Origin of the sequence: Thiomicrospira sp., from assembly GCF_036568485.1 — a bacterium.
Classification (GTDB): domain Bacteria; phylum Pseudomonadota; class Gammaproteobacteria; order Thiomicrospirales; family Thiomicrospiraceae; genus Thiomicrospira.
Genome location: NZ_DATCSL010000058.1, coordinates 18,981 through 45,685, shown reverse-complemented (window position 1 = coordinate 45,685; position 26,705 = coordinate 18,981). Strand labels below are relative to the sequence as shown.

Here is a 26,705-nt window from a genome sequence, read left to right as displayed (position 1 = left end):
CTCAGTCATTGTATCACCAAGTTTTTAAAAAAGTATCGTTATATATGAATTATTTACTAAGAAGTTCATGCAGTTGAGGCGGTAACTGCAAAAAAGCGGCTTTTTTATGGCGTTGGCGTCACGCAATCGTTACAATCCTTACAACTATTTTTTTGAGCTAAATCATGAAATCGAGCATCAAATTACATACCGAAACTTTTGGACAGGGTGAATCGCTCTGTTTGATTCATGGTTGGGGTGCGCAAAATGCGGTTTGGCGAGACTGGGCCGAAACTTATCTTGCCCCTCATTTTGAGGTGACTTTAATTGAGTTGCCGGGATTTGGTGCCAGCCCGAAACTGGAGTTACAAGATGGTAGCGATCTCAACCAGGCCTGGTTAGACTCTGTAGCCGATGTATTACCAAGTAAAACACATTTATTAGGTTGGTCATTGGGTGGATTGATTGCTCAGCAATTGGCGCAAGCCTATCCAGAACGCATCAATCGATTGATTTGCTTGGCTTCAACTCCGTGTTTTGTGCAGGCAGGTAATTGGAAATGGGCAGTTTCACCGGAGTTAATGAGTAACTTTATTAAAGCACTTGGCCTGGATAGCTGGGGTTTATTGAGTCGCTTTTGGAAGCTGCAGTTGCAAGGGTCGGATGGTGCGCGCCAATTGATTAAACATTATACGAGTCAGATGAAAACACGTAATTTACCGAGTTTTGCAGGTTTATTACAAGGGTTGGAGTTGTTGCGTGATATTGATATGCGTCAAAAGTTGGTCTTAATTCAGGCTCCTACTTTATGGTTGTTGGGTGAAAAAGATCCGTTAGTGCCGCCTGAGATTATCAAGCAGTTACCGGTGTTACAACCTAAAGCAAAAATTGAAATGGTTCAGGGGGCGGCACACATTCCGTTTTTCTCTCACCCCGAACAAACGGCTCATCAAATAAACACATTTTTATTGGGTGAGGTGCATGGTTAATCGACAGCACCTACGCCAACATTTTTCTAAAGCCGCCGCACGTTATGATGAAGCCGCCGTGCTGCAAAAACTGTCTGCGCAAAACCTAGACGAACGTTTAGACTTAATGACGTTAGATGTAAAACGTGTATTAGATGTGGGCGCGGGCACGGGGTTTTTAACCGAGAAACTGCTGGCGCGCTACCCCAATGCACAGATTAGTGCGTTGGATTTATCGGATACTATGTTACAACAGGCTAAGTTGCGTTTACTGCGTCCAGTTTTTAAATGGTTACCAGCAAGCTGGTCGGCGCGCTTAGATTGGTTACGTTGTCCGGTGAATTTAATTCAAGCCGATGCTTATGCCTTGCCAGTAGCCGATGCGAGCCAAGATTTGATTGTCACTAATTTTATGCTGCAATGGTGTGATGACTTAGACGCCGTGTTAAGTGAGTTTCGCCGAGTATTACGGCCAGAGGGCTTGTTAATGCTCACCAGCTTAGGGCCGGATACCTTAAAAGAACTCCGCCAGGCCTGGGTGTCGGTAGAAGGTGAGGCTGGACATCAACGTATGAATCACTTTATCGATATGCATGACTTGGGTGATGCGTTAATTCGCGCCGGTTTTGGTCAACCGGTTATGGATGTGGAACATTACACTTTAACCTATGATGAGCCAATCGGCGTAATACGCGATTTAAAAGCGATTGGTGCGACCAATGCGCAAGGCGAACGCTCACAAGGTTTAACTGGCAAAGCACGGTTTAAAGCCATGTTGGATGCGTATGAGCTTGCACGCAAACAAGGCAAAATTCCCGCCAGTTATGAAATTGTGCACGGCCATGCTTGGGCAGCCAAAGAAGTTATGAAAGGGCCGGGGCGTAATAAATCCGGTGTTTATGAAATCACGTTAGATCAGTTTCAAAATCAATTAAAACCAGGGAGTTAATGTATGTATTTCGGATTAGTTTTATTGCACAAGGTAGCGGTGTTGTTAAGCATTGTTGGATTTTTTGGCCGCGGTATTGGTCATATTTTTAACCAAGGCTGGGTAAGCAAAAAGCCAGTTAAAATTCTGCCGCATATTGTGGATACCTTGTTATTAGTCTCCGCCATCGGGATTGTGATGGTCACCGACTTTAGTTTCACCGACCCTTGGATTGTCGCCAAAATCTTAGGTTTAGTTGCTTATATTGGTTTAGGTTTGATGGCCTTCCGCTTCGCTAAAACTCGCGCCCAAAAAGCCATCTACTGGTTAGTTGCGTTAGTGGTGCTGTTTTATATCGTGGCCGTTGCGGTGCATAAGGTAGTTTGGCCGTTTTAACCAAACTGGCTTTATTGGCGGAACGGACTTTTACTTTTGTGGGCGAGTCTTAACCACGCCAGTGCAATCGGGATGCAAGCTAAAGCTGGAATGAGTAGGCTTGCACCATACCAGATTGCAAACATGAGTATGCCAAGTACGCCGCCAACCAGAAAGCTGACAATCAGTAAAATGAGCAACCAGGCCTGCCAAGGCCAGCCTTGGCCTTTTATCATTCGAGCTAAATAAACGCCAAGATCTGTGACGATGCCAGTGACATGGGTGGTGCGCATTTGTAGCCCACGATATTTTGCGGTTAAGGCATTTTGTAAGCCGCAAGCAAAAGCGGTGGTAAAAAGTGTAGCCAAATGCATCAAGCTTGCTAACCAAGCGCTTGCAAACAAGCTCGCCGACAGTAGAATCATTCCAATTGCGAAGCGACGGTCTTGAGGGCTTTCTCTGTCGCCAATCACCAGGCCTGATATAAGCGCGCCTAATACAAATCCGACAAAAACTAAACTGGCTTTAAAAGTTATAGACCAAGTATTGTGGTACAAGCTCTCGCTTAAGCGAGACATGATGCCGGTCATTTGGCTGACAGGAAAGCCAAACTCTAAAAATAAAATGGTATTGATGTAGCCGGCTTGCAAGGCCATAAATCCGCCCAGCAGCATAAAGTTTCGGATAGAAAAAGGATTGGGATTCATTAGCCTGATAATTTGTATGGGGTGAAAAAGTATGCGCCCATTATGGGCGCATATTGATTGATTTTAATCAGGCCTATTAAGCTGATAATGCAATGTCTTGATTAAGGATGGCTTTCATCTTTTTCATGGCTTGCTGTTCGATTTGGCGGATGCGCTCCATCGAAACGCCATATTTTTCTGAAAGCTCTTTTAAGCCAAGTTTATTTTCGCCTAACCAACGTGATTGGATAATGTCTAAGCTACGCGCGTCTAATTGTTTTAGCGCCGCTTGCATAAGCTCGGTTTGACGAGTTTCTTCGGTTTCACGTACCCAGTGGGTTTCTGGGTCAAGTTCATGGCTGATTAATACAGGTGCGGTATAACCGCGTTCTTCTTCCTCATCCGAACTCATATCAACTTGAATGTCTTTGCCGTATAAGCGACTGTCCATTTCAAGTACGTCTGCGCGTGTAACGCCCAAATCTTCCGCGACACGGTCTGCATCTTTGTCACTAAACCACTCTAAGGCATGTTTTGCACCGCGTAATTTAAAGAACAATTTACGCTGAGCTTTGGTGGTCGCAGTTTTAACGATACGCCAGTTTTTAATCACAAACTCGTTAATTTCGGCGCGAATCCAATGCACGGCAAAGGTCATTAAACGTACTTTTTCTTCAGGGTTAAAACGTTTAACGGCTTTCATTAAACCAATGTTACCTTCTTGGATTAAGTCGCTTAATGGTAAGCCGTAGCCTTTATAGCTACGCGCCACCGGTACGACATAACGTAAAGAAGACAAGATCAGTTGACGAGCCGCTTCTAAGTCTTGTTGATAATACAAGCGCTCAGCTAATGCACGTTCTTCCTCAGCGTTTAATTGAGGAAGCGTACGAACTGTGCGCAAGTAGCTATCCAGGTTTTTGCCTGGCGTTAGCTGTTGAATTGTAAGCGCAGTAGTTGTCATGTTTCACGACCTCTTAGGTTGTTTTTTTCGATCTATTTAAAATAACACTTTTGCATAAAAAAAGCAAGTGAATTTTGTTGAAAAGATAAGAGGTCTATTGTGGTTAATATCGAATTATTACAGTGGCTTATGCCTAATAGTTAATGTGATATTTAGGTTTGAGAGAGGGCTTTGATTTATGGCTTTAAGCGGGATTCCATGACTTGCCGAACTTCGGAAAGTTGCTCCCCTGTTAAGGAGTAAGTTTGGGCAAACCCAGCGACATAATGCGCTTGCTGAGGCGTGAGTTTGAATAGCTGAAAATCTTGCATATTAGTGAGTAAAGCCATCATTTGCGGATGTTGCTGGCTAAATAGTCCAATGATCTCTGTCCAAGCTTCGGTATCGCGCGGGATGATTTCAGCGATTACTTTAAGCCGGACGCGTTCGCGCGCAAATAGGTTGTTGGTTTTGGATTCATCTTCAATAAACAACAGTTCAGCTTGCGGGTGATTTTTAAGGTTTTGGGTGTGACTCGCCAATTCCGAAATATAAATATAAAAGCAGGCCTGGTGCTGAATAACTGGCGCATAACTGACCTCAGGTTCACCATCGTTGGAAAGGCTACCAATCACAGCGGTTTGAAAGCTGGCGATAAACTGCTGAAATTGATGCCAGATGGTTTGAGGGTCATGTTTATTCATTGTGTTACCTAAAGTTTGACGCGCCGTAAAAGTTGCGCATTCATCGCGACAATAATAGTGCTGGCCGACATGAGTACCGCGCCCACCGCAGGCGATAATAAAATACCCCAGGCCGCCAATGCCCCAGCCGCTAGCGGAATCGCAGCAATATTGTAACCAGCCGCCCACCATAAGTTTTGCAACATTTTACGATAGGTCGCTTTGGATAAGGTAATGATGCGCGGAATGTCACGCGGGTCGGAGCGCACTAATACGATATGGCCCGCTTCGACCGCGACATCGGTACCGGCACCTATCGCAATGCCGATATCGGCCGTCGCTAAAGCAGGTGCATCGTTTACACCATCACCGACCATGGCTACTTTACGACCGCCTTTTTGCAGTTCTTTAATTTTGGAGGCTTTATCTTCTGGTAGCACTTCGGCAAATACTTGGTCAATTCCTAGCTCTTTCGCCACCGCCTCGGCGACATTTTTGGCATCGCCGGTCAACATCGCGACTTGAATGCCGAGATCATGCAGGGTTTTAATCGCCGCTTTGCTTTCATCACGCACCGCATCGGCGACCGCAAATAAGGCGATGGCCTGTTGTTTGTGTAATAGATAAATAACCGAATGACCTTGCTGTTCGGCTTTTTGGGCGGCTTGTTTTAAATCTTCGCCAAGCTCGGCTTTTTCTAATTCCAGTAGATTGGCCCCGCCCATTAAATAGGTTTCACCGTTGACTTGAGCCGAAACGCCTTTACCGGTTAAGGATTCAAAGTTTTGCGCGGAGGTAAGGCTAAGTTCGCGATCTTTAGCGGTGCGAACAATGCCTTGGGCAATCGGATGTTCGGATTCGGATTCAATACTGGCAGCAATCTCAAGCGCCTGGTCGTCAGATAAGGATTGTGTGGTTTGGCTAACGACTCTAAATTCGCCCAGAGTGAGCGTGCCGGTTTTATCAAATACTATCGTGTCGAGGTTTCGTGCTTGTTCGAGCCCGCGTTGGTCACGAACTAATAGGCCGTTTTTTGCGCCTAAGCTGGTGGAGATTGCAATGACTAAAGGCACGGCTAAACCTAACGCGTGCGGACAAGCGATAACTAAAACCGTGACCACACGTACAATGGAGAACTCGATGTCCGCGCCCACAAATTGCCATGCAATCAGGGTAATCACACCGGCGCTAATCGCGACCGCAGTTAAAGCACGTGCCGCTCGGTCAGCCAGGTGTTGTGCGCCAGATTTAGATTGTTGGGCATCTTTAACCAAGCGCATAATGCCGGATAACTTGGTGTCATCGCCGCTTTGGGTGACTTCCAACCTCAGTGAGCCACTACCATTAATCGTACCGGCAATTAAGTTGTCGCCTGGTTTTTTACCCACCGGTTTTGATTCGCCGGTAATCATGGATTCGTTAACATCACTCTGGCCTTTTTTTAGTACGCCATCGGCCGGAATACTGGCACCAGGCCTGACTAATAACATATCCCCCGTCTTTAATTCGCTCACGGCCACTTGTTCTTCTTGGTCACCATTTATACGTGTGGCTTGATCGGGTAATAATTTGGCAAGTTCTTGTAACGCACCTTGCGCTTGGTTGATTGAGCGCATTTCAATCCAGTGACCGAGCAGCATAATGGTGATTAAGGTCGCCAATTCCCACCAAAGGGCTTGCGCATCAATCCAACCCAGTTGCACTACCCAAGAAAACACAAACGCCACCATGATGGCGAGGGAAATCAAGGTCATCATGCCGGGCAAGCGATCACTTATTTCGTGCCATGCCCCTTTTAAAAATACGAGACCGCCATACAGGAAAATAGCGGTACCTAATAGCGGAGCGATCCAGTTGGAGCCTATGAACTGAGGTGCATCGTAACCAACTAATGATTGAATATGACCTGACCAAAATACGATAGGCAGGGTCATTAATAGTGAAAGCCAAAATCGGGCGCGAAACATTTCAGGACTATGGCCCGCATGTTTGTCGTGACCATGGCTATGACCGTGATGAGCATGTGAGTGTGACGCGTGTTTTGAATGCTGGTCGTGTTCATGATGAGTGGAGTGAGCCATTAAACTTTCCCCTTTGTGCAAGACGTTAAATCGCGAATGTTTATTTCATCTTAATCACCTAGGTTACAAAAGTCAAAATGACAGGTATTTGATTTCTAGTTGATTTTTATAGGCTTAATAGCACCGAATGTATTGGGTTAAATTCGTTTGCCGAACTGAATTAATGCCTTGTTAGCGAAGAGTGGGTACAATGTTTGCATTTGTTAATTGGCGTAATTAAATGCAAAACCGTTTATTAAATTCTCCTAGTTTGGCCTTGATTGGCCTGGTTAGTTTGCTGGCAGCACTGAGTGTGTTGTCGCTACAAGTCGGTGCGATTGAATGGCGCTGGTTGGAGGTTTTGCATGCTTTGGTTTCAAGCGAGTCAGAGGCGCACTGGGTCGTATGGGAAATCCGCTTGCCGCGTTTACTGGTCGCGATTGCGGTGGGTGCTGGTTTGGGTATGGCGGGGGCGGCAATGCAAGGATTGTTTCGTAATCCGTTAGCGGATCCAGGCCTGGTGGGTGTATCCAGTGGCGCGGCTTTGGCGGCGGTATTAGTCATTGTATTTGGCCCGGCTTGGTGGTTGGATTGGGTGGGTTTAGGTTTGGCGATTCCGCTGGCAGCCTTTTTGGGTGGCCTTGCGGTGACTTGGTTGATTTATCGATTAGCCAGTTATCGCGGTACAACCGATGTGGCGTTGATGTTATTGGCGGGTATTGCAATTAATGCCATGGCGGGCGCGGCGACGGGTTTACTGGCTTATTGGGCAAGTGATGAAGCGCTACGCAGCTTAACCTTCTGGGCGTTCGGTTCGTTGGCGCATTCAAGTTGGCGTGAAGTGTTAATGATTTGGTGGCCGATGTTATTTGTCTGGCTGATTTTGCCATTATGGGCGACAGATCTAAATCGTCATTTAATGGGGGAGGCCAGTGCGCGCCATCTTGGGGTGCATGTGAAACGCTTAAAGTTTGTGATTGTCACCTTAGTCGCACTCGCAGTAGGTGCGAGTGTCGCGGTAGCGGGCGTAGTAGGGTTTGTTGGTTTGATTGCACCACATTTAGCGCGCTTGTTAGTTGGGCCAGATCATCGTTGGTTGCTGGTGTTAAGCGGTTTAATGGGCGCGCTGTTAGTGGTGGCCGCCGACAGTTTGGCGCGCAGTTTAATCGCGCCGAGTGAACTGCCGATCGGTTTATTGATCGCCGCGTTGGGCGGTCCGTTCTTTTTATGGCTGTTGTTAAAACAACGTCATCGGTTACATGTTTAAATCTATTCGAGCGGCTAACGTCTAAAGCCGCTGAACCATTTCCACAGATTAAATAAACTCGCCAAGCTACTGCTGACATAGGTCATGGCACAGGCGGTTAAAATGTGGCGTGCACGTTTCATATCTTTTTTATCTAGATATTCGCCTTCTTCTAATAATGGTAAGGCTCTTTTGTAACTGGCATCAAACTCGACCGGTAGGGTCGATAAATGAATTAACACCGGAATCCCCATCGCAATAAAACCGGCGGCAAAGGTCACCATACCAATAATCGGCGTGTGCATTAGTGGGATTAAAACGGGTGTCGCCATTAACGCAATCCCACTGAATTTTTGTAACCATTGCGAACGCTCGACCATTTCGGTGCGGGTTAATAGTGGTTCGTAATTGGCTTGGTGCTGTAAAGCATGGCCGATTTCGTGCGCTGTGGTTACAATCGCAGTTAAGGAGTTACTGTGATAATTTTGATAGCTTAAACGCACCATCTTGTCGATCGGGTCGTAGTGGTCGCCATGAACAGAATCAGCTGGTAGTTCTTCGATTCGAACATCATTCAGTTGAAACTTATTAATTAGGTGTTCGGCAAATGCGTGGGCATTGCCCGGTAAACTTGGATGGGGTTGGCTGTGTTTTTTAAGAATGGAGCGAGTCCACCATTGGGGAACAAAGCTGATAATCGCCAACAAAACCAGGCCAATAATTAAAAATGCCATATTTGGTTCAACAGTCCTTCTGAATTAAATAACTGGCATATTGCCAAAGTGGTCGGCCGGATTCTACTTGAATATGGGATTGGGTTGTTAGGCAGCTTAATAAAGCCGTGCTAGATGGGGTTGCTGTGTCGGCATAATCCAACTGTATTTGCTGGGTTGGCAACAGATTTGTTTGATTGGTAGCCCAGCCAGAGCGGCCTTTAAAATGTTGCGTCACTTTTGAACGTAATTGCTCGATAGGAGCTTTTAAATCAAGTTGACTTGCGCTTTGCCAGTTTTCTAATCCTGCTAAGGTGTATGCAAAGTCTTCTAAGCTGGCAGAGTCGGAAAACTGGCCTTGGTCATTGACCGCACGCGGTGCCTCTTTGAGTAAGAGTAGCTGACTTAAACGTTGGGCAAGAGCATGGCCCGTTCTTAGATAGTGCGGGTTTTGAGTTGTTTTAAAGGCCTGTGCATAAGCGCTGAGTAATAAAGCGTTCCAACCGATAAGCTGTTTATCGTCTGTTATACCAGGCCTGGTGTTTAACTGAAATTGAATCGCCAACCAGGCCTGGTGGTTGGTAATGGGTTTAGGTAACCAGCCATAATTCAGTAAGGGTGGGGCTTGATCCAGTGACCAGGCCTGGTGAACTTGCTGATAGTGATCAGTGTTGAGACTTTGTTTTAGTTGTTGGCGGGTCCATAGGTAACGACCGCCGTCTAGTCCATTTTGATCGACGGCCGATTGACTGGATTTTGCTAAACCCGTTAGAGGGCTCATTAATTCAGTCTCAATATAATTTAGGGTGTTTTGTGCGGTCTGCAAAAAGTCTTTGCGTTTAAACCGATCGGCGGCAAGAAAATAGATTTCGCTTAGTTGCGCATTATCGTAGAGCATTTTTTCGAAATGCGGCTCTTGCCAGTTTGGGTCAACGGTATAGCGAAAAAATCCGTGATGCACGTGGTCGTAAAGATGCTCAGATTGAATGGCTTCAAGCGTCGTTTCTAACCAATTCAAAAGTGGTGTAGTTAGATTGTTTTCTAGTAGTAGCGCTTTGAGTAGTGGGCTGTTGGGGAATTTCTGGGTGGCATTTAAGCCACCTGCGAACTCATCAATTTGGCTAGGCAGTTTGTTCAGTATGCGTTGTTTGAGTTGATCAGTGTTTAAAGATTCAAACGACAAGTTTTGCTGAGCGTTTTGGCTAAGTCGGATAATGCTGTCGGCATCGGTTTGCCAAAGCTGGTGTACTCGGTTAAGGCGTGTCATCAAATCTTGTTTGGGTAAATACACGAAACTACTGAATGCATAACCATCGGGCGTTAGAATCACATGTAAAGGCCATCCAGCTTGCCCGGTTGCTCGGCGCGCGAAAGAAAGCAGGTGATCGTCTAGATCAGGTGAAAGTTCACGATCGATTTTTATTGAAACAAAATGTTGGTTAAGCAACGCCGAGACCTGCGGGTCTTGATAGTTTTCTTGCTGCATCACATGACACCAATGACAAGCAAAGTAACCGGACGAAATGAGGATGAGTTTATTCTGCTGTTTGGCTTGGTTAAGTGTGGCGCGTTGCCAAAGCTGCCAATTAACTGGATCATCGGCATGCATGGCCAAATACGCGGACGGGTGATTGGTTAGCGGGCTCGCAAAAACTGAACAAGTGAACGTAAAAAGTGACAGGCTGACCCATGCGCTTAGCTTGTTGTTTAAACTGGCTAAGCGTTCTAAATAAGCTTTAAGGTTTATCAGAATCCTTGGGCTTATCTGTGTCTGGTTTGTCATCCTGGTTTTCGTCATTTTGTTTTGGCTTCGATTGCTCTTTATTTAAAGAGGACATTTCAGCATCGATCTTATCAAATTCAGCATCATAATCGAAATCATCATCCACTTGATCGGCATAACGATCATCAAAGCCTTCTTCGTCCATTTTTGAACGACTAGAAGATGGGTTTGAGTTAGCCTCAGCATCGTTTTCTGATTCGTCTTTGTCCAAGCCTTTACGTTTTACAATGAATGTTCCGACCAAAACGCCCAGTTCATAAAGCAACCAAACCGGAACGGCTAATAGAGTTTGCGAAATGATATCTGGAGGGGTTAGCAACATACCCAATACAAATGCGCCCACAATCACATAGGGGCGTGCATGAGACATAGCTTCGGGTTTCACCATGCCCGTTAAAATCAACAAAACCACAATGACCGGCACTTCAAAAGACAGGCCAAACGCAAAGAACATTTTGATGACGAAGTCTAGGTAAAGAGAAATGTCGGTCGCGATGGTGACGCCTTCCGGCGCGGTTTGCGATAGAAAGCCAAATACTAAGGGGAACACCACATAATAGGCAAAGGCGCCACCAGCATAGAATAAAAAGGAGCTAAAGAATAAGATGGGGGCGATCAGTTGGCGTTCATGTTTATAGAGTGCGGGCGCAATGAATGTCCAGAACTGATAAAGCAAGTAAGGCATCGCCAGATAAATGGCTAAGATTAAACTTAATTTAAACGGAGTTAAGAAAGGTGAAGCCACCCCAACCGCAATCATGCTCGACCCGACCGGCATAAAACGGGTTAAAGGTTCGGCGATGTAAACGTATAAGTCATTTGCAAACGGAAAAAGTGCTAAAAATAGCACTAAGACCGCGATAACAGCTTTGGCGACCGCATTGCGAAGATCCAACAGGTGTTGAACCAGCGTCATTTCTTGATCGTGAGGTGGAAGTGCGCTATTGCTCATGCAGGGCCAATGTTGTTATACGTTAGTTTTAGAAGCGGATGGACTTGGATTAGCTTTCTGAATGGTATCAGTTTGGCTTTTCGCAGTCTTATCGCTCGATTTGGGTTCGGGCAGATCTTGCGCGACGTCATTAGTCGAGTCTAGTTGACGTTGAGCCTGCTCAATATCGGCTTGAGTTGGTTCGGGGTTGGCAAAAGGCCGTTGAAGTTCATCAAAGTTAATTTGATCTTGCACATCTTCAAAACCTTTATAGAGGTCTTGTTTAATATGATCAAATTCACGTTTGTGTTCTTGAACATCAACCGCTTCTTGCAGTTCGCGAACGGTTTCTCGGAGGTTAGAATCGTCTTTGACCGAGCTGATAAAATTGCGCATTTTACGCACAAATTCACCCGCTTTTCTAGCCACTTCAGGCATGCGTTCAGGTCCTATCACCATGAGTGTGATGATAAGGATTACAATGATTTCGAGAAAACCGATATCAAACATGATCTAAACCTCAGGCGCTAGGGCGCATTAAACCTTAGGCTTGGTTTCGTCAGAATCCGCTGTTTTCTTTTCAGTCGCTTCAGTGTCGTAGACGTTGCCTTTTTTGTCAGCGGTATCTTCCAACTTAAGTTCTTCCGCGTCTTTAGCTTTTTTCTCGTCTTCATCACTCACCGCTTTTTTGAAGCCTTTGATTGCGCCGCCTAAATCGCTGCCGACGTTTTTCAAACGTTTTGCACCAAAAATAACCAAAACGATGGCTAGGATAATTAATAGTTGCCAGATGCTGATGCCCATAATGTGCTCCATTTAAAACAGGGTTAATTGTCTGCTAATTTGCAAGCGCTAAATAATAGCAAAATAAGTGATTAGTTACCAAGTAAATGTATATGTACGTGAAATACTTCTTGACCACCTGTTTCACCAGTATGAATTTGAGTTTTGAAGCCATCTAAGTTTTGTGACTGTGCGATTTGAGGCAAAAGTAGCATCATATGTCCCATTAAGTCTTTATCTTCAGGCTTTAAATCAAACAAAGTGGGGATAGGCTTTTTGGGAATAATCAATAAATGCACGCGAGCTTTTGGATTGATGTCTTTAATGACGACACACTTGTCGTCTTCATAGACAAACTCAGCCGGTAACTCTTTGTTGATAATACGAGTGAATAAAGTTGGTTCGGTAATCATTGGAGGATCTCTCTTGTGTGAATTTTATTGTTCTCTCTGGGCCTTTTCGACTAATCCAGACAGTCCAAATCGGCGCTCCAGTTCTTTTAGAACATCAGCGCTCGATAAGTTTTGATGTGCCAACAACACGAGGCTGTGAAACCATAGGTCGGTGACTTCGTAAATTAGGTGTTCGGCTTCACCATCTTTGGCCGCCATCACGGTTTCAATCGCTTCTTCACCCAACTTTTTTAATATTTGATCTAGCCCTTTAGCATACAAGCTGGCGACATAAGAACTGTCGGCGGATTCATTTTTACGGGACTCAAGCAACTGATCAAGTTGCGTTAAAATTTCGCTCATAATCGCACCTCAATTCCTTGTTCTTGCATGACTTGTTTAGCTTCTTGAATGGTATGCTCGCCAAAATGAAAAATGCTGGCGGCTAATACGGCTTGGGCATGACCTTGTTGAATGCCATCAACCAGATCTTGTAACTTGCCAACGCCACCTGAAGCGATGACTGGGATGTTTACCGCATCGGCAATGTGACTGGTTAAGTCGTTGTCAAAGCCAATTTTAGTACCATCACGATCCATGCTGGTGACCAGTAGTTCGCCTGCGCCAAAATTTTGCATTTTTTGCGCCCATTCAATGGCATCAATGCCAGTTGGGTTTCGTCCGCCATGGGTAAAGATTTCCCAGCGATTAGGTTCACCTTCGACACTGACTTTTTTAGCGTCAATTGCCACCACGATACATTGTGAGCCAAATAAATCACTGGCTTGCTTAACAAACTCTGGGTTGGTAATGGCGGCGGTGTTAATCGAAACTTTGTCTGCTCCGGCGTTTAACATGCGACGCACGTCTTCAACCGTGCGAATACCACCGCCAACCGTTAATGGGATAAATACTTGGCTAGCGACATCTTCTACTACATGTACCATGGTGTCACGATCATCCGAGCTGGCCGTTATATCTAGAAACGTAATTTCATCCGCGCCTTGTAGATCGTAGCGTTTTGCCACTTCTACAGGATCACCGGCATCGCGAATATCTAAAAATTGCACGCCTTTTACGACACGTCCATCTTTAACATCTAGACAGGGGATAATGCGTTTAGCGAGTCCCATTAAGGTGATCCTGCGATTTTTTGTGAAAGCTTATCGGCTAGTGCTTGGCCTTCAGCAAAGTCCAAGCTACCTTCGTAAATTGCGCGTCCGGTAATGGCTCCTGTAACACCATCTTTTTCAATTTTAGACAGCGCATGAATGTCATCTAAATTGGTGATGCCTCCGGATGCAATCACGGGAATACTAAGGGCTTGAGCAAGCGCTTGAGTTGCTTCAATGTTAACCCCTTGCATCATACCATCGCGGCCGATGTCGGTATAAATAATGGCTTCAACGCCATCATTTTCAAAGCGCTTACCAAGGTCAATAACTTGATGTTCGGTGACTTCTGCCCAGCCGTTAATCGCGACAAAACCATCTTTAGCATCTAGGCCAACCATAATGTGACCAGGGAAAGCTTGACAGGCTTGAGCGACAAACTCAGGTGTATGAACCGCTTGGGTGCCGATAATGCAATAGGTAACACCGGCATTTAAATAAGCTTCGATGGTTTTTAAGTCACGAATACCGCCACCGATTTGAATCGGTAAGTCTGGGTAAGCCTGGCTAACTTGTAGGACGGCTTCGCCATTGACCGGGGTACCTTCGAATGCACCATTGAGATCCACCATGTGTAAACGACGAGCACCTTGGGTTACCCAGCGTTCAGCCATTGCGACAATGTCGGATGAGAATACGGTGGCATCCTCCATAACACCTTGTCGGAGGCGAACACATTGGCCGTCTTTTAAGTCAATTGCAGGAATAAGTAGCATATTTAGGTCCTTAGATTGAAACGCAACTGAGTTATGCGCCATTCCAGTTTAAGAAGTTTTTGAATAGTTGAAGTCCAGCTTCTGCACTTTTTTCAGGGTGCGCCTGGATTGCAAATAATTGTTCTTGAGCCACAGCCGAGGCAAAGTCAGTCGCATAGTGGGTCATACCGGTTACCTCAGTTTTTAACTGGGGTTGAATGTAATAGCTATGCACGAAGTAAAATCGGGTTTGATCTTCAATCTTGTGCCATAAAGGATGAGATTGAGTTTGTTGGATTTGATTCCAACCCATGTGGGGGATTTTTAAACCCGGGTTGGCTTGTTCGTCAAATCGAACCACCTTGCCCGGAATAATGTCTAGACAGTCAATGCCGTTATTTTCTTCGGAGTGTGACATTAAGACCTGTAAGCCCATGCAAATACCAAGAAAAGGCTTGGTTTTAGCGGCTTGTTTAATAGGTTCAATCATGCCCGTGTTTTGCAAAGCTTGCATACAGGCTTTAGCGGCGCCTTGGCCCGGAAAGATGACCGCGTCAGCATCCATCACATCTTGTGGATTTTGGGTGACAAGAATTTTGGTTTGGCTGTTGGCAACATGTTCAGCCGCTTTGGCGACTGAACGTAAGTTGCCCATGCCATAATCAATAACAACGACCTGCTTTAGTGACACTTACAAGCTCCCCTTGGTCGAAGGCAACTGGCCTCCCATTCTTGAGTCGTCACTTAAAGCCATGCGTAAGGCGCGCCCAAAAGCTTTGAAAATGGTTTCAGCTTGGTGGTGCGCATTTTGGCCACGGATGTTATCTATGTGCAAGGTGGCTTGCGCATGGTTAACAAAGCCTTGAAAAAATTCTGCAACCAGCTCGGTTTCAAATTGACCAATTTGAGCACGTGTAAAGTTAGCGTTAAACACCAGGCCTGGTCGTCCGGATAAATCAATCACGACACGAGACAATGACTCATCTAAAGGCACATAAGCATGGCCATAACGAGTGATCCCTTTTTTGTCGCCCACGGCTTGACGAATCGCCTGGCCTAACGCGATCCCAATGTCTTCAACCGTGTGGTGATCATCAATATGTGTATCGCCATTGGCTTGAATGTCGATATCAATCAAACCATGACGCGCAATTTGATCCAGCATATGCTCAAAAAAAGGCACGCCAGTATTAAGTTTGGCTTCACCGGTACCGTCTAGGTTAACGCTGAGTTTTATTTGCGTTTCTAACGTATTACGTTCAACTTGAGCTGTGCGCATTGCGTGTCCCACCAAGTTTAAAAGGAAGCTATGATACTGAAATTTGTCTAAATTTGCACTTAAAAGCGTTTTGTCTTGCTAAGGTTTTTAGGTTAAATAAAGCATGGTTGATGCGTCAAAGGTTAAAAAGTGGCAGATCAGTCTTAATTTTTATTCGCAACTTTAGGTGCAATGTAGCTTGGTCATAAATATTTTTTAGTTGTGTCGACTTGGTGGTTTATTAGATAATTCAGTTGATTTTTATAGCGGTTCCTAGGCTGCCACTAACCAAAGTGCTTGCAAATCTTGACCTAAATTAAGTTTTCTGGCGATTTTAAACAGCAATCTATCTCCAAACTCCCTATAATTGGCGGTTGAGGAGTTCTTGTACTGTTTGAGATTTAAAAACAATGGCAGACAGGGACGAAACATTAAGACTAAAAGGGGAATCCAACGTGGATACTACAATGACAAAACCACAATATGATGATGGAGTGGTCAAGTATTTGACTGTTCTTGCCGTCGTGTTTTTGGTGCTGGGTACGCTTATGGGAACGTTTGCCGCTTCTCAGTTAGCATGGCCGGCTTTAAATTTTGATATTGCTGAAATCACCTTTGCTCGTCTACGTGTAATGCATACCAATACCGTTATTTTCGCGTTTGGTGGCATGACATTGATGGCAACGGCGTTTTATACGGTTCAGAGAACTAATGGTATCAAGCTGTTTAGTAATAAAATTGCTTGGATTACAGCGATCTTATTTACCATCGGCTTGTTGCTGGCTGTGATCACCTTATCCTTAGGGATGACACAAGGTAAAGAATATCATGAGCTAATCTGGCCATTAGATATCGCGGTCGCGATTGTGTGGGTTTTATATACCTTTAACTTCGTTATGACGATTGCATCACGTAACAAAGAAACGCACTCGCACGTATACGTTTCTAACTGGTTCTTCCTAGGTATGATGATTATGATCACCTACCTATATGTTGTGAACGGTTTAGCGATTCCCGTGTCTTTGTTTACTTCCTACTCTATTTTCAGTGGTGTTCAAGATGCCATGATCCAATGGTGGTGGGGACATAATGCGGTAGGTTTCTTCTTAACAGCCGGTTTCCTTGGGATTATGTATTATTTCGTTCCTAAGCAAGCGCAACGTCCTGTTTATTCATATCGTTTATCGGTTATCCACTTCTGGGCGTTAATGTTCGGTTATGTATGGTTAGGTGCTCACCACCTTCAATACACAGCCTTACCTGACTGGACTGGTTCACTAGGTGCGGTTATTTCGTTAGCTATGATCATTCCTTCATGGGGTGGTGCATTGAACGGTATGTTGACCCTATCTGGTGCTTGGGATCGTTTACGTACAGACTATATCTTGCGTTTCCTCATCATGGCGTTAGCTTTCTACGCTATGTCAACGTTTGAAGGCCCAGTAATGGCGGCTAAAACAGTAAATGCTTTGTCGCATTACACTGACTGGACCATTGGTCACGTGCATTCTGGTGCATTAGGCTGGGTAGCTATGGTGTCGATTGGTGCGATTTACCATATGGTAATGAAGCTATGGAACACAGAAATGTATTCAATGCGTTTGATTAACTTCCACTTCTGGTTAGCAACCATCGGTACAGTACTTTATATCGTTGCAATGTGGGTATCAGGCATTATGCAGGGCTTGATGTGGCGTGCTTATGATGAGTACGGCATGTTGGCTTACACCTTCGCTGAGTCGGTAGCTGCAATGCATCCATATTATGTAATGCGTGCTGTGGGTGGGGTACTGTTTACCTCTGGCGCTGTGGTGATGTTATATAACATCGTCATGACGATTAAGATGGCTAAAGCAAAGCAAACCAGTACTGTGGCAGCGAATGCCTAGTTAGAAAAAGGGTGGCTTCAATGATGGAGCCACCAGTCTAAATTAATGAGTTGAGGAGCAGAAACTCATGGCAGATCAAACTCCAAAAAATTTCCAGGATCGTGTAGAGCGTAATATCTTTGCAATGATCTTGGCTACCGCTTTTGTAGTATCAATCGCGGGTATTGTTGAAATCGTACCTTTGTTTTATCTGAAATCTTCAGTGGATTACACTGAAAAAACAGATAAATACGGTAACGTAAAAAATGAAAAATTCCCTGAGTTAGTGTGGGAACGTACGTTTACAGAAGAAGATGGCAAAGTTGTCTCAGATAAACGTCTTTACTTTAAAAAGGCTGATGGTACTTGGGGTTCTGACTGGAAAGCAGGTGACGGTGTTCGTCCACACACACCTTTAGAATTTGCAGGACGTGACATCTACATCCGTGAAGGTTGTTATATTTGTCACTCTCAAATGATTCGTCCTTTCCGTGATGAACGTGAACGTTATGGTCACTTTTCATTGGCAACCGAGTCAATGTATGATCGCCCATTCCAGTGGGGTTCAAAACGTACAGGTCCTGACCTTGCACGTGTAGGTGGTAAATACTCTGATGAATGGCATGTTATGCATTTACTTAGACCTCAGAACCTAGTGCCAGAATCAGTTATGCCAGCTTATCCGTGGCTAGCTGAAAATCCAGTAAGTAAAAGCTACTTTGGCACAACGCGTGATATGAAAGCTCGTATGACTGCATTGCGTCGTGTTGGTGTTCCATACACGGATGAAGAGATCGAGTTAGCTCAAGAGCACATTGAAGGCAAAACTGAAATGGATGCGATCGTAGCTTATATGCAGGTACTAGGCACCATGGTAGAGCTCGACGACAGCAAGGTTTATCGTGAGTAAAATTCAACAATACTTCAGTACAGATTGGGCCTCCATGACGGGGCACGACTGGGCTGGACTAATCGTAACAGTGCTGGTTTTTGTCGGTTTAGCGGTTGCGTTTTGGTGGGCTTTGAGACCCAGTAAACGCAAAGAGCTTGAAGAGCAAAAATACAAAGTACTTGATGATGATTGATTATTCTGAGGAGAATAAGTATGGCACAACATAATCCATGGCCTGATGAAGGTAATACTGGCCACATTTGGGATGAAGACCTGCGCGAGCTGGATAATCCACCTCCATTGTGGTGGATACTCGCGTTTTACGCGGGTTTGATCATGATCGTTTTTTATGCGGTTTATTACCCAACTGTTCCGTTAGTAGACTCACACACTAAAGGTGTGGCGGGCTGGACTCAGATTGAAGAGTACAAAGATGATTTCGAGGTGCTAAATAATTGGCGCGAACGCACATTTGCTGCTGAAGAAGAAAAGTTAGCCAGTATGGATGTGGCCGACATTATGAAAGATGATGAATTACGTGCTTATGCCGTTGCAACATCTAAAGTATTGTTTGGTGATTATTGTATGGCTTGCCACGGTGCAAATGGTTCAGGTAACCCAAACTTTCCAGTTTTAGCCGATGATGATTGGTTATGGGGTGGTTCAGTTAAGCAAATCGAAGCGTCTTTAGTTAAAGGTCGCATCGGTAACATGCCAGCGAAAGGTATGATGGGTAACTTGAACGAAGAAGAAATCGCGCAAGTGGCGGACTATGTCATTGCTTTGGCTGAAGGCGAGGGTGATAACGAACAGTATGCTGCAGGTAAAGCGGTTTATAACGGTAAAGGCCTATGTATGGCGTGTCATGGACCGCAAGGTAAACCTGTTGCACCAAATGGTGCGTCTAACTTGACTGGTAGCATCCAGCGTTTCACAGGGGTTCCAGGAAACTTGCAAGCTGATCGTCGTGAATCAGTGATTCATACCATCACTTATGGTGTAAATGTGAAGAAAGACGGTAACTACTTGCCGGAAACTCGTCGTGCTGAAATGCCATCTTTCAAAGAACGTTTACCTGATGCTGACGTTAATATTAAACGCTTAGCAATCTATGTTCATGAACTAGGTGGTGGTCAATAACACTGTTCAAGATATCTTGTTAGATATCTGAAATAAAAATGTTTTTTTATCCACGGCTAGTGTAATCAATAGTCGTGGATCTTCAGAATTGAGGAGAAAGTTCATGAATGAATTAAACAGTGACTGGGTTTTATGGGTTTCCCTTTTAGCCCTGCTTTTCAGTATTGTTGCATTGGTGGCATTCGGCTGGAAGATTTTTAAAAGCATGGAAGGTGGTGAAGACGATAAGTCTTAATCATTAAAAACTTGATATAAATAAAAATAGGCCTCTTTAATAGGCCTATTTTTATTTATAACGAATGATAAAATTTTTCGAGAGTTGGCTGAACCCAAAGCGGTTAAAATAGCGCACTAATTTGTGTATTCACAACCAAATGTGATGACTCCATCCTTAAATGAAGAGAAGGCCCATGTCAAACTCAGATTCAAAAAAAGAAGCTTACCGTCCAAAGACACATACCGGCTCGGTACTGGACGATGTACATGTTCAATCCAAAACCTTAGATGACATTGGGGTAGAAATTCTGCCTTTGCACACGGGTGGTACGGTGCATGCAAAACGTATCGGGGGCAAGTTCAGAACCTTCAAATGGATGGTCGCGTCTTTCTGGCTATTATTATTTGTAGGTCCATATATTCGTTGGGATGGTAGTCAAGCAGTTTTGTGGGATTTGGCCAATCGACAATTCCACATTTTTGGACTAACGGTTCTGCCGCAAGATATTTGGATGCTCGCTATGATCTTGATATTTTTTGCTTTATTGTTAGCCGCTTCAACCGCAATAGCCGGGCGAGTTTGGTGTGGTTACTTCTGTTTTCATACAGTTTGGGTTGATGTCTTTACCTGGTTAGAAGAGAAGTTTGAAGGAAAACCGGGTAAACGCATCAAATTAGATGCCGAGCCCATGAGCTTTTCCAAATTTAAAATCAAGCTACCTAAGCATCTGGTTTGGCTATTGATTGCCTTTATGACGGGCTTTAGCTTTGTCGCGTATTTTACCGATGCCTTTCAACTTTGGGCACGCTTGATTAACTTCCAACTAGGTTATTTTGAGTTTATTACGATTCTCGTTCTAGCGGGGTTAACTTATTTAACAGCAGGTTTTATGCGTGAACAGGTTTGTATGGGTTTTTGTCCTTATTCGCGTATTCAAGGTGCCATGACCGATACAGAAACGGTGATGCCCACTTATGACCGAGATAGAGGCGAGCCGCGTGGTCGTCAACGACGCCTAAAGCCGGGTGAAGAAGCCCCTGTTTTAGGTGACTGTATTGATTGTCGCATGTGTGTAGATGTTTGTCCGACTGGGGTTGATATTAGACTGGGTCAGCAATTTGGTTGTATTACCTGTGGTTTATGTATTGATGCGTGTGATGAAATCATGACGAAAGTGAATAAGCCGAAAGGTTTGATTCGCTATGCCGCGATTAATGAATTTGCAGGTAAAGCGTTACCGCCTATTTGGCGACGTCCACGAGTCATCGTATATTCTTCTATTATGGCTTTTGCTGCGGCAGCCTTAGTTTGGGGGATGACCAATATGGCACCGATGGATGTAACGGTACTTAAAGAGCGCGCGCCGCTTTACGTCCAAATGAGTGATGGCAGCATTCAGAACAAGTATGAAGTTAAGGTGGTAAATAAAACCAACGAAATCATGCAAGCTGAAGTTGAAGTATTTGGTCATGACGATTTAATTTACATTGCTGACCGAGTTGCAGAAGTTGCGCCTGGTAGTGTGTCGACAATCCGCCTGTTTGTTCGTATACCTCGTGACAAGTTATCGGAAGCTAGTATGCCAATTGATATCGTCGTGAAAGACCTAAACAACCAGGAAATTCAAGACCGTTATCGCAGTGTATTTCATGGGCCAAGTTATTAACTCGTGCCCAGTTTATTAGATAAGCTCTTAAGTTTGAGCTGGGATTAGATTACTAATCCTAAGGAGAAACACAATGCAAGAACAAAAACAAGACACGCGTGACTGGAGTGTCGCATGGAAAAATCCATTGGTTATTTTTTGGGTGGTGATTCTGTTAACCGTATTAATGGTTAACTTTTTTATGGTGAGCATGGCTGTGGTCACGAATCCAGGCCTGGTAATTGATGATTTTTATGAACGGGGTAAAAATCATGCTGCGGTTTTGGCTGAGCGTCAACAAATGGACAAACTTGGTTGGCAACTAAAAGTCGATATGCCTGAGCTTGTTGAAGGTAAGTCCGGTCAAATCACGCTGCAAGTGCTGGATAAAGACAATAACGCATTTGATGTGGATTCAGCGACGCTTTATTACTATCGCCCGTCCGACCGTAATCTTGATGGTTCGGTCGCATTGGCAAAATTGGAAAAACAAGGACATTATGCGTCTGAGTTTACTCTCCCCTTGAAAGGCAAGTGGGACTTTATCATTGAAGTTGTTCAAGGCGATAAGAAATACAGTATTGGCCAATCATTTATGGTTAAAGATCCTGAGTAACCAATGAGCCAGTGCTACCATTGTGGCCAACCAATTACACCGAACGAACGTATCGACAAAGTCATTAAAGGCCAAGAGCGTTCGTTTTGTTGTCATGGTTGCGCGTCGGTTTGTGAAGTCATTCATAATTCAGGCTTAGAAAGCTTTTACAAGTTATCACCAGACACTCAGCGTCCGGTTGCGCCTAAACAACTTAGTCAGACGGCCGACTTTTTTGATTTTGATGAGGTTCAGTCTCAATTTGTTAAAAGTCTAGGTCAGGTGCGTCAAATTACCCTGATGTCGGATGCGATTCACTGCGCCGCTTGTATTTGGTTAATCGAACACAGTCTAGCTAAGGTTGAAGGCATTCTGTATGCCAACGTCAATTTCACCAATAAACAAATCAAAGTCCGTTGGGATAACACAAAAATTCAACTTTCTGAAATATTGCAACGCCTTAATCAAATAGGGTACGATGCGCGCCCTTATGATGCCGAAGAAAGTGAACAAGCCTATCGCAAAGCGAACCGTGACCTACTTTACCGCTTAGGGTTTGCTGGGTTCGCGGTAATGAATGCCATGTGGTTTTCAGTAGCACTCTATACCGGCGCCAATCAAGACGCTGAATACCGCTCTTACTTTTATTTTGTACTTTTTTTATTGGCCAGTGCAACACTCGCTTATTCCGCCCAACCTTTTTTAAAAGGGGCGTTGCAAAGCCTAAAAGCTAAAACGGTTGGCATGGATGTTTCGATCAGTCTAGGCTTGCTGATTACCTATGCTTATTCAACCTGGGTAATGCTGCAACCGGATCAGGTTGGACAGGCCTTTTTTGCAACGGTCATTGACCTGACTTTTCTACTCTTAATTGGGCGTTATCTAGAAGCCATTTCCAAAAATAAAGCATTAGATTCCACCCGACGTTTAATGGAATTACAACCCAAAATGGCACGCCAATATATTGAGGGCAATGAAAAAATTGTACCCGTTCGCCTGCTCAAGGTTGGGGATCGAGTTTGGGTTAAACCTGGCGATAAAATTCCAGTAGATGGCCAAGTGCTAGAAGGCGAAAGCCAAGTAAATGAATCGATGTTGAGCGGCGAATCGCGTGAAGTATTTAAGCAGCCAGGTCACAAAGTGTCGGCCGGCACGATTAATTTAGACGGAACTTTGAGCATTTCAGTCGAAGCGACGCTCGACGCGACACGCTTAGCTCGTATTATTCACCTGGTTGAAGATGCGCAAGGATCAAAAGCCAGTATTCAATGTACCGCTGAAAAAATTATGCCTTGGTTTGTGAGCGCTACGATAAGTTTGGCGACTTTGGCCTTTGTGTTTTGGTGGTGGCAATCGGATATCGAAACCGCCATTATGGCGGGAACAGCCGTGCTGATTATTACCTGTCCATGTGCGCTAGGGCTTGCTACTCCTATGGCGATGGCCGTGGCCGCTGGTGTATCAGCCCGTAACGGCATACTAGTCAAAAACAGTGTGGTGTTGGAGATGCTTAATGACGTTGATCATTTTGTATTTGATAAAACTGGCACTCTGACAAAAGGACAGATGAGTTGGGTCGATGAATGTTGGACACCAGGCCTGGTGGTTGACGAATGGCTTATTAAAATTGCCAAAGTCGAACAAAAATCCGAACATAGTTTGGCACGCGCCATTGTTAAAAGTATGCAGACTCGTCAACCCGATTGGCAGATAAATCCTTTGTGCGTTGATGAATTTAAAGCTGAAGCAGGACGCGGTGTTAGCGCAATAATCAATCAAGATCAGGTGCGAATCGGCACGGCAATTTGGCTGCAGCAATTTGATATTAAGTTACCTGATGATATGCTCGCTAGTGAAAAAAAACAGGCTCAATTAGGGCGCAGTAGTGTGTGGGTAGCGAATAATCAAGACGTAATTGGTGTGTTGTTTATCGAAGATAGCCTACGCCCTGATGCCAAGGATTTGATACAACGTTTACAATCACGAGGTAAACAAGTCACCTTGTTGAGCGGTGATCGCCAGCAAGTAGCGAATGCAGTAGCTGATCAACTGGGTGGGATGAATGTGATCGCCGAGGTTCTGCCAGAGGATAAAAGTCAGGTAATCGCCGACCTGCAAAAACAAGGTCAGAAAGTCGCGATGGTGGGCGATGGTATTAATGATGCCCCAGCTTTAAGTCGTGCTAATGTGGGTTATGCATTGGGTGGTGGAACCGATGTATCGATGGATTCAGCGGATATTATTTTGTTAAATAATGAATTACTGGCGATTGATACATCCCTAGCGTTATCAGAACGTACGCTTAAAACAGTTAAACAAAATATTGGATTGTCCATCGCCTATAATATTGTGATGGTGCCGCTGGCGATGGCGGCGATGTTGACTCCTTTAATTGCTTCCATCACCATGCCACTTAGCAGTTTAGCCGTCATTTTAAACGCCATGCGGATTCGTCGTTTTTTCAAAAATCGATGAAGCGCCCAGTTACTAGAGGATAAGTTGTGGAGATTATTTTTATTACCATTCCATTGGTATTGATCGTGGGTGGATTGGTGGTTGCCATGTTTATTTGGATGGCGAAAAAAGGTCAGTTTGATGATTTAGATGGCGCGGCGCATCGCATTTTATTAGATGATGAAGATGAGCAAAAAACCGATCTCAAACCAACAAAATCCGACAAGCACGCCGAATCTGATTCGTCTCAGCCACAAAAAGAAAGCTAAGGTTTGCGCCCGATATACCAAGCCTCTCGATGGGTTTGGCCATTTTGATTTTGAACCCCACCTTCACCATAAACTTCGCAAATTAAAGATGGCCACCAGGCCTGGTACTCATTGGGTTGAATGTAAAAGTCGGCATTGCTCGGTCCATTCAGCTGAACTGGCGCTAAAAATGTTTGATAAAACAGTAAACCTTGCGGTTTTAAAGCGTTCGCTAAAGCCGGCAAAATAGTTCGATCTAAATAATGACTCACCACGATCACATCAAATTGATTAGGCTCAAAATCTGGCGAGCTAATGTCTTTAGATAAAGCCTGTAAGTTCGACAAGCCTTGTAGTCTTGCCCAGCGTGTGACTAAATCGGTTGCCGTTTCTGATATATCCCAAGCTTGTGTATTCAGTCCACAACGTGCTAAAAAACGTGCGTTTCCAGCTAAACCACTTGCGACATCTAAGGCTTGCCCACGCAAAGGTAAACGTCGAATATGCTGTTTTAATAACCAACATGCTTCAGCTGGGGTAGATAACTCGGCTTCGGCGTACTTCTGATTCCATTTTTGTGCGCTGGATTGAGTCATTTTAAGCTCGCCAGAAGGTGCGGGTTAAAATCACTAATAAGGTGAAAATTTCTAAACGCCCTAACAACATCGAAAAAGTTAAAATCCATTTCTGTGGATCATTAATGCTGCCAAAGTTAGCCGCTACTTCACCTAAGCCTGGCCCTAGATTGTTGAGGGTGGCGGCGGTCGCTGAAAAAGCCGTGACCTGGTCCATGCCTAAAGCCATTAATGCTAATAAAATGATGGCAAAGGTCGCGACATATAATGCAAAGAAACCCCAAACTGAGGACATTACGCGTTCTGGAATGGCGCGGCCACTTAGTTTGACTGGCATTAGGGCATTGGGATGCATTAAACGTTGAATTTCACGAATCCCTTGTTTAAATAACAGCAAGAAACGTATCACTTTCATACCGCCGCCAGTCGAGCCAGCACTGCCACCAATAAAGCTCATAAAAATCAACATGACAGGTAAAAAACCTGGCCACATTGCAAAATCCGCGTTACCAAAACCGGCAGTGGTGGCGATCGATACCGTCATAAATAAACCATAACGGAACGCGTCGGCAAAACTACTGTATACGTCTTGAAAATATAAATAGCTAGTACTAATCGCGATACCAATCAGCAGTACCATTACATAAGTACGGAACTCTGGATCATACAAGTAGGGCTTGACTTCAAGTGAGCGAAAAGCACGAAAGTGTAAGGCAAAGTTTGCACCCGCCAGAAACATAAAAAAGACCGCAATGGATTCAATCAACTGGCTATCAAAATATCCGATGCTGGCATCATGGGTTGAAAACCCGCCAATTGCGACAGTGGAAAAACTGTGTCCAATGGCATCAAACCAACTCATGCCAGCGGCCCAATAGGCCGTGGCGCACGCGATGGTAAGAGCGACATAAATTAGCCACAGAGTTTTGGCGGTTTCGGAAATACGCGGAGCCAATTTATTATCCTTGGCCGGGCCGGGCATTTCAGCGCGGTATAACTGCATACCACCAATACCTAATAAAGGCAAAATAGCCACCGCTAATACAATGATCCCCATGCCGCCTAACCATTGTAGTTGCTGGCGATACCACAAAATCGCATGGGGCATGCTATCCAAACCACTTAGGATGGTTGCACCGGTTGTGGTTAAGCCAGAGAAGGATTCAAAAATCGCATCGCTGATCGAAATCGGGACATCTTCTTCGAGTAAAAAAGGTAACGCACCAACCATGCCTAGTGCTGTCCAGAACATGACGACAATGATAAAGCCATCCCGAATTTTGAGTTCGCGCTTATGTTTGCGATTAGGCAGCCATAATGACAGGCCAGTAACCTGGGTTAATACCATCGCGGTAAGAAAAGCAATCAGTGCGCCGTCTTGATAAATGAGAGCGATCGCAATCGGTGGCAACAGGCTTAAACTGTAGACCATGAGCAAAAGGCCGAGAATTTTTATAATAATCTGAAATTGCATGT

Annotated in this window: 31 protein-coding genes; 14 read left to right on the top strand and 17 right to left on the bottom strand. The window is 44.7% G+C overall.

What is annotated here, in order from left to right:
* Nucleotides 1-164 precede the first annotated feature (164 nt).
* Genes bioH through VIM91_RS06135 form a run of 3 tightly spaced genes read left to right on the top strand, consistent with a single transcriptional unit; the run spans nucleotide 165 to nucleotide 2,271 of the window.
* Nucleotides 165-968 (top strand): pimeloyl-ACP methyl ester esterase BioH, encoded by an 804-nt coding sequence (gene bioH, locus VIM91_RS06145; protein ID WP_331863938.1) that lies wholly within the window; start codon nucleotides 165-167, stop codon nucleotides 966-968.
* Nucleotides 961-1,896, top strand: coding sequence for a malonyl-ACP O-methyltransferase BioC (gene bioC, locus VIM91_RS06140; protein WP_331863937.1), 936 nt, complete (start codon nucleotides 961-963; stop codon nucleotides 1,894-1,896). Before bioH ends, bioC begins: the two co-directional genes overlap by 8 nt.
* A 3-nt stretch (nucleotides 1,897-1,899) precedes the next feature.
* Nucleotides 1,900-2,271 carry a SirB2 family protein gene (locus tag VIM91_RS06135; protein ID WP_331863936.1) on the top strand — a complete coding sequence of 124 codons (372 nt, stop codon included), beginning with the start codon at nucleotides 1,900-1,902 and terminating at the stop codon, nucleotides 2,269-2,271.
* A gap of 11 nt (nucleotides 2,272-2,282) precedes the next feature.
* Here VIM91_RS06135 and VIM91_RS06130 read toward each other — a convergent pair whose 3' ends face one another.
* From VIM91_RS06130 to VIM91_RS06115, 4 genes are all read right to left on the bottom strand, one after another.
* Nucleotides 2,283-2,957, bottom strand: a complete 675-nt coding sequence (locus VIM91_RS06130) for a YoaK family protein (protein ID WP_331863935.1) — start codon at nucleotides 2,955-2,957, stop codon at nucleotides 2,283-2,285.
* 76 nt (nucleotides 2,958-3,033) lie between these two features.
* A complete protein-coding gene (gene rpoH, locus VIM91_RS06125; RefSeq protein WP_331863934.1) occupies nucleotides 3,034-3,900 on the bottom strand; it encodes an RNA polymerase sigma factor RpoH in 867 nt (288 codons plus the stop codon).
* A 176-nt stretch (nucleotides 3,901-4,076) separates the two neighbouring features.
* Nucleotides 4,077-4,583, bottom strand: a complete 507-nt coding sequence (locus VIM91_RS06120) for a HugZ family protein (RefSeq protein ID WP_331863933.1) — start codon at nucleotides 4,581-4,583, stop codon at nucleotides 4,077-4,079.
* A gap of 8 nt (nucleotides 4,584-4,591) precedes the next feature.
* Nucleotides 4,592-6,496, bottom strand: coding sequence for a heavy metal translocating P-type ATPase (locus tag VIM91_RS06115; RefSeq protein ID WP_331863932.1), 1,905 nt, complete (start codon nucleotides 6,494-6,496; stop codon nucleotides 4,592-4,594).
* 5 nt (nucleotides 6,497-6,501) lie between these two features.
* Here VIM91_RS06115 and VIM91_RS06110 point away from each other — a divergent pair, with 5 nt between their 5' ends.
* Together VIM91_RS06110 and VIM91_RS06105 are read left to right on the top strand one after the other, a co-directional pair.
* Nucleotides 6,502-6,672 (top strand): hypothetical protein, encoded by a 171-nt coding sequence (locus VIM91_RS06110; protein WP_331863931.1) that lies wholly within the window; start codon nucleotides 6,502-6,504, stop codon nucleotides 6,670-6,672.
* A gap of 191 nt (nucleotides 6,673-6,863) precedes the next feature.
* Entirely contained in the window at nucleotides 6,864-7,889 is a 1,026-nt protein-coding gene (locus VIM91_RS06105; RefSeq protein WP_331863930.1) for an iron ABC transporter permease, read from the top strand.
* A gap of 14 nt (nucleotides 7,890-7,903) precedes the next feature.
* Here VIM91_RS06105 and VIM91_RS06100 read toward each other — a convergent pair whose 3' ends face one another.
* The 11 genes from VIM91_RS06100 to hisB form a co-directional block, all read right to left on the bottom strand.
* On the bottom strand, nucleotides 7,904-8,602 hold the full coding sequence (locus tag VIM91_RS06100; RefSeq protein ID WP_331863929.1) for a zinc metallopeptidase: 699 nt from the start codon (nucleotides 8,600-8,602) through the stop codon (nucleotides 7,904-7,906).
* 7 nt (nucleotides 8,603-8,609) lie between these two features.
* On the bottom strand, nucleotides 8,610-10,364 hold the full coding sequence (locus VIM91_RS06095; protein WP_331863928.1) for a thioredoxin domain-containing protein: 1,755 nt from the start codon (nucleotides 10,362-10,364) through the stop codon (nucleotides 8,610-8,612).
* A complete protein-coding gene (tatC, locus tag VIM91_RS06090) occupies nucleotides 10,318-11,316 on the bottom strand; it encodes a twin-arginine translocase subunit TatC (RefSeq protein WP_331863927.1) in 999 nt (332 codons plus the stop codon). The genes VIM91_RS06095 and tatC overlap by 47 nt, the downstream gene beginning before the upstream one ends.
* A 15-nt stretch (nucleotides 11,317-11,331) precedes the next feature.
* Nucleotides 11,332-11,805, bottom strand: coding sequence for a Sec-independent protein translocase protein TatB (tatB, locus tag VIM91_RS06085; protein WP_331863926.1), 474 nt, complete (start codon nucleotides 11,803-11,805; stop codon nucleotides 11,332-11,334).
* Nucleotides 11,806-11,832: 27 nt separating this feature from the next.
* Nucleotides 11,833-12,099, bottom strand: a complete 267-nt coding sequence (locus VIM91_RS06080) for a Sec-independent protein translocase subunit TatA (RefSeq protein WP_349257057.1) — start codon at nucleotides 12,097-12,099, stop codon at nucleotides 11,833-11,835.
* A gap of 71 nt (nucleotides 12,100-12,170) precedes the next feature.
* On the bottom strand, nucleotides 12,171-12,491 hold the full coding sequence (locus tag VIM91_RS06075) for a histidine triad nucleotide-binding protein (protein WP_029933307.1): 321 nt from the start codon (nucleotides 12,489-12,491) through the stop codon (nucleotides 12,171-12,173).
* Between the two features lie 24 nt (nucleotides 12,492-12,515).
* Nucleotides 12,516-12,833: a phosphoribosyl-ATP diphosphatase gene (locus VIM91_RS06070; RefSeq protein WP_331863925.1), complete on the bottom strand. Its 318-nt coding sequence runs from the start codon at nucleotides 12,831-12,833 to the stop codon at nucleotides 12,516-12,518.
* Nucleotides 12,830-13,603 (bottom strand): imidazole glycerol phosphate synthase subunit HisF, encoded by a 774-nt coding sequence (hisF, locus tag VIM91_RS06065; RefSeq protein WP_331863924.1) that lies wholly within the window; start codon nucleotides 13,601-13,603, stop codon nucleotides 12,830-12,832. Before hisF ends, VIM91_RS06070 begins: the two co-directional genes overlap by 4 nt.
* On the bottom strand, nucleotides 13,603-14,358 hold the full coding sequence (gene hisA, locus VIM91_RS06060) for a 1-(5-phosphoribosyl)-5-[(5-phosphoribosylamino)methylideneamino]imidazole-4-carboxamide isomerase (protein ID WP_331863923.1): 756 nt from the start codon (nucleotides 14,356-14,358) through the stop codon (nucleotides 13,603-13,605). Before hisA ends, hisF begins: the two co-directional genes overlap by 1 nt.
* Before the next feature lie 31 nt (nucleotides 14,359-14,389).
* On the bottom strand, nucleotides 14,390-15,028 hold the full coding sequence (gene hisH / locus VIM91_RS06055; protein ID WP_331863922.1) for an imidazole glycerol phosphate synthase subunit HisH: 639 nt from the start codon (nucleotides 15,026-15,028) through the stop codon (nucleotides 14,390-14,392).
* Nucleotides 15,029-15,616, bottom strand: a complete 588-nt coding sequence (gene hisB, locus VIM91_RS06050) for an imidazoleglycerol-phosphate dehydratase HisB (RefSeq protein ID WP_331863921.1) — start codon at nucleotides 15,614-15,616, stop codon at nucleotides 15,029-15,031.
* Between the two features lie 446 nt (nucleotides 15,617-16,062).
* Here hisB and ccoN point away from each other — a divergent pair, with 446 nt between their 5' ends.
* From ccoN to ccoS, 9 genes are all read left to right on the top strand, one after another.
* A complete protein-coding gene (gene ccoN, locus VIM91_RS06045; protein ID WP_331863920.1) occupies nucleotides 16,063-17,484 on the top strand; it encodes a cytochrome-c oxidase, cbb3-type subunit I in 1,422 nt (473 codons plus the stop codon).
* Between the two features lie 67 nt (nucleotides 17,485-17,551).
* Nucleotides 17,552-18,373 (top strand): cytochrome-c oxidase, cbb3-type subunit II, encoded by an 822-nt coding sequence (ccoO, locus tag VIM91_RS06040; RefSeq protein ID WP_331863919.1) that lies wholly within the window; start codon nucleotides 17,552-17,554, stop codon nucleotides 18,371-18,373.
* The gene (locus VIM91_RS06035; RefSeq protein ID WP_331863918.1) at nucleotides 18,366-18,548 is read left to right on the top strand and encodes a cbb3-type cytochrome c oxidase subunit 3; all 183 of its coding nucleotides are present in this window, start codon (nucleotides 18,366-18,368) and stop codon (nucleotides 18,546-18,548) included. The genes ccoO and VIM91_RS06035 overlap by 8 nt, the downstream gene beginning before the upstream one ends.
* Nucleotides 18,549-18,568: 20 nt before the next feature.
* The gene (gene ccoP / locus VIM91_RS06030) at nucleotides 18,569-19,495 is read left to right on the top strand and encodes a cytochrome-c oxidase, cbb3-type subunit III (protein WP_331863917.1); all 927 of its coding nucleotides are present in this window, start codon (nucleotides 18,569-18,571) and stop codon (nucleotides 19,493-19,495) included.
* 103 nt (nucleotides 19,496-19,598) lie between these two features.
* Nucleotides 19,599-19,730 (top strand): hypothetical protein, encoded by a 132-nt coding sequence (locus tag VIM91_RS06025; protein WP_331863916.1) that lies wholly within the window; start codon nucleotides 19,599-19,601, stop codon nucleotides 19,728-19,730.
* Nucleotides 19,731-19,905: 175 nt separating this feature from the next.
* Entirely contained in the window at nucleotides 19,906-21,378 is a 1,473-nt protein-coding gene (ccoG, locus tag VIM91_RS06020; RefSeq protein WP_331863915.1) for a cytochrome c oxidase accessory protein CcoG, read from the top strand.
* 73 nt (nucleotides 21,379-21,451) lie between these two features.
* On the top strand, nucleotides 21,452-21,973 hold the full coding sequence (locus VIM91_RS06015) for a FixH family protein (protein ID WP_331863914.1): 522 nt from the start codon (nucleotides 21,452-21,454) through the stop codon (nucleotides 21,971-21,973).
* A 3-nt stretch (nucleotides 21,974-21,976) separates the two neighbouring features.
* Entirely contained in the window at nucleotides 21,977-24,427 is a 2,451-nt protein-coding gene (locus tag VIM91_RS06010; RefSeq protein ID WP_331863913.1) for a heavy metal translocating P-type ATPase, read from the top strand.
* A gap of 26 nt (nucleotides 24,428-24,453) precedes the next feature.
* Nucleotides 24,454-24,675, top strand: a complete 222-nt coding sequence (gene ccoS / locus VIM91_RS06005; protein ID WP_331863912.1) for a cbb3-type cytochrome oxidase assembly protein CcoS — start codon at nucleotides 24,454-24,456, stop codon at nucleotides 24,673-24,675.
* Here the strand turns inward: ccoS and VIM91_RS06000 are convergent.
* Both VIM91_RS06000 and VIM91_RS05995 read right to left on the bottom strand, forming a co-directional pair.
* Nucleotides 24,672-25,250 (bottom strand): class I SAM-dependent methyltransferase, encoded by a 579-nt coding sequence (locus VIM91_RS06000; RefSeq protein ID WP_331863911.1) that lies wholly within the window; start codon nucleotides 25,248-25,250, stop codon nucleotides 24,672-24,674. The genes ccoS and VIM91_RS06000 overlap by 4 nt on opposite strands.
* Nucleotide 25,251: 1 nt before the next feature.
* A complete protein-coding gene (locus VIM91_RS05995) occupies nucleotides 25,252-26,703 on the bottom strand; it encodes a TrkH family potassium uptake protein (RefSeq protein ID WP_331863910.1) in 1,452 nt (483 codons plus the stop codon).
* Nucleotides 26,704-26,705 lie beyond the last annotated feature (2 nt).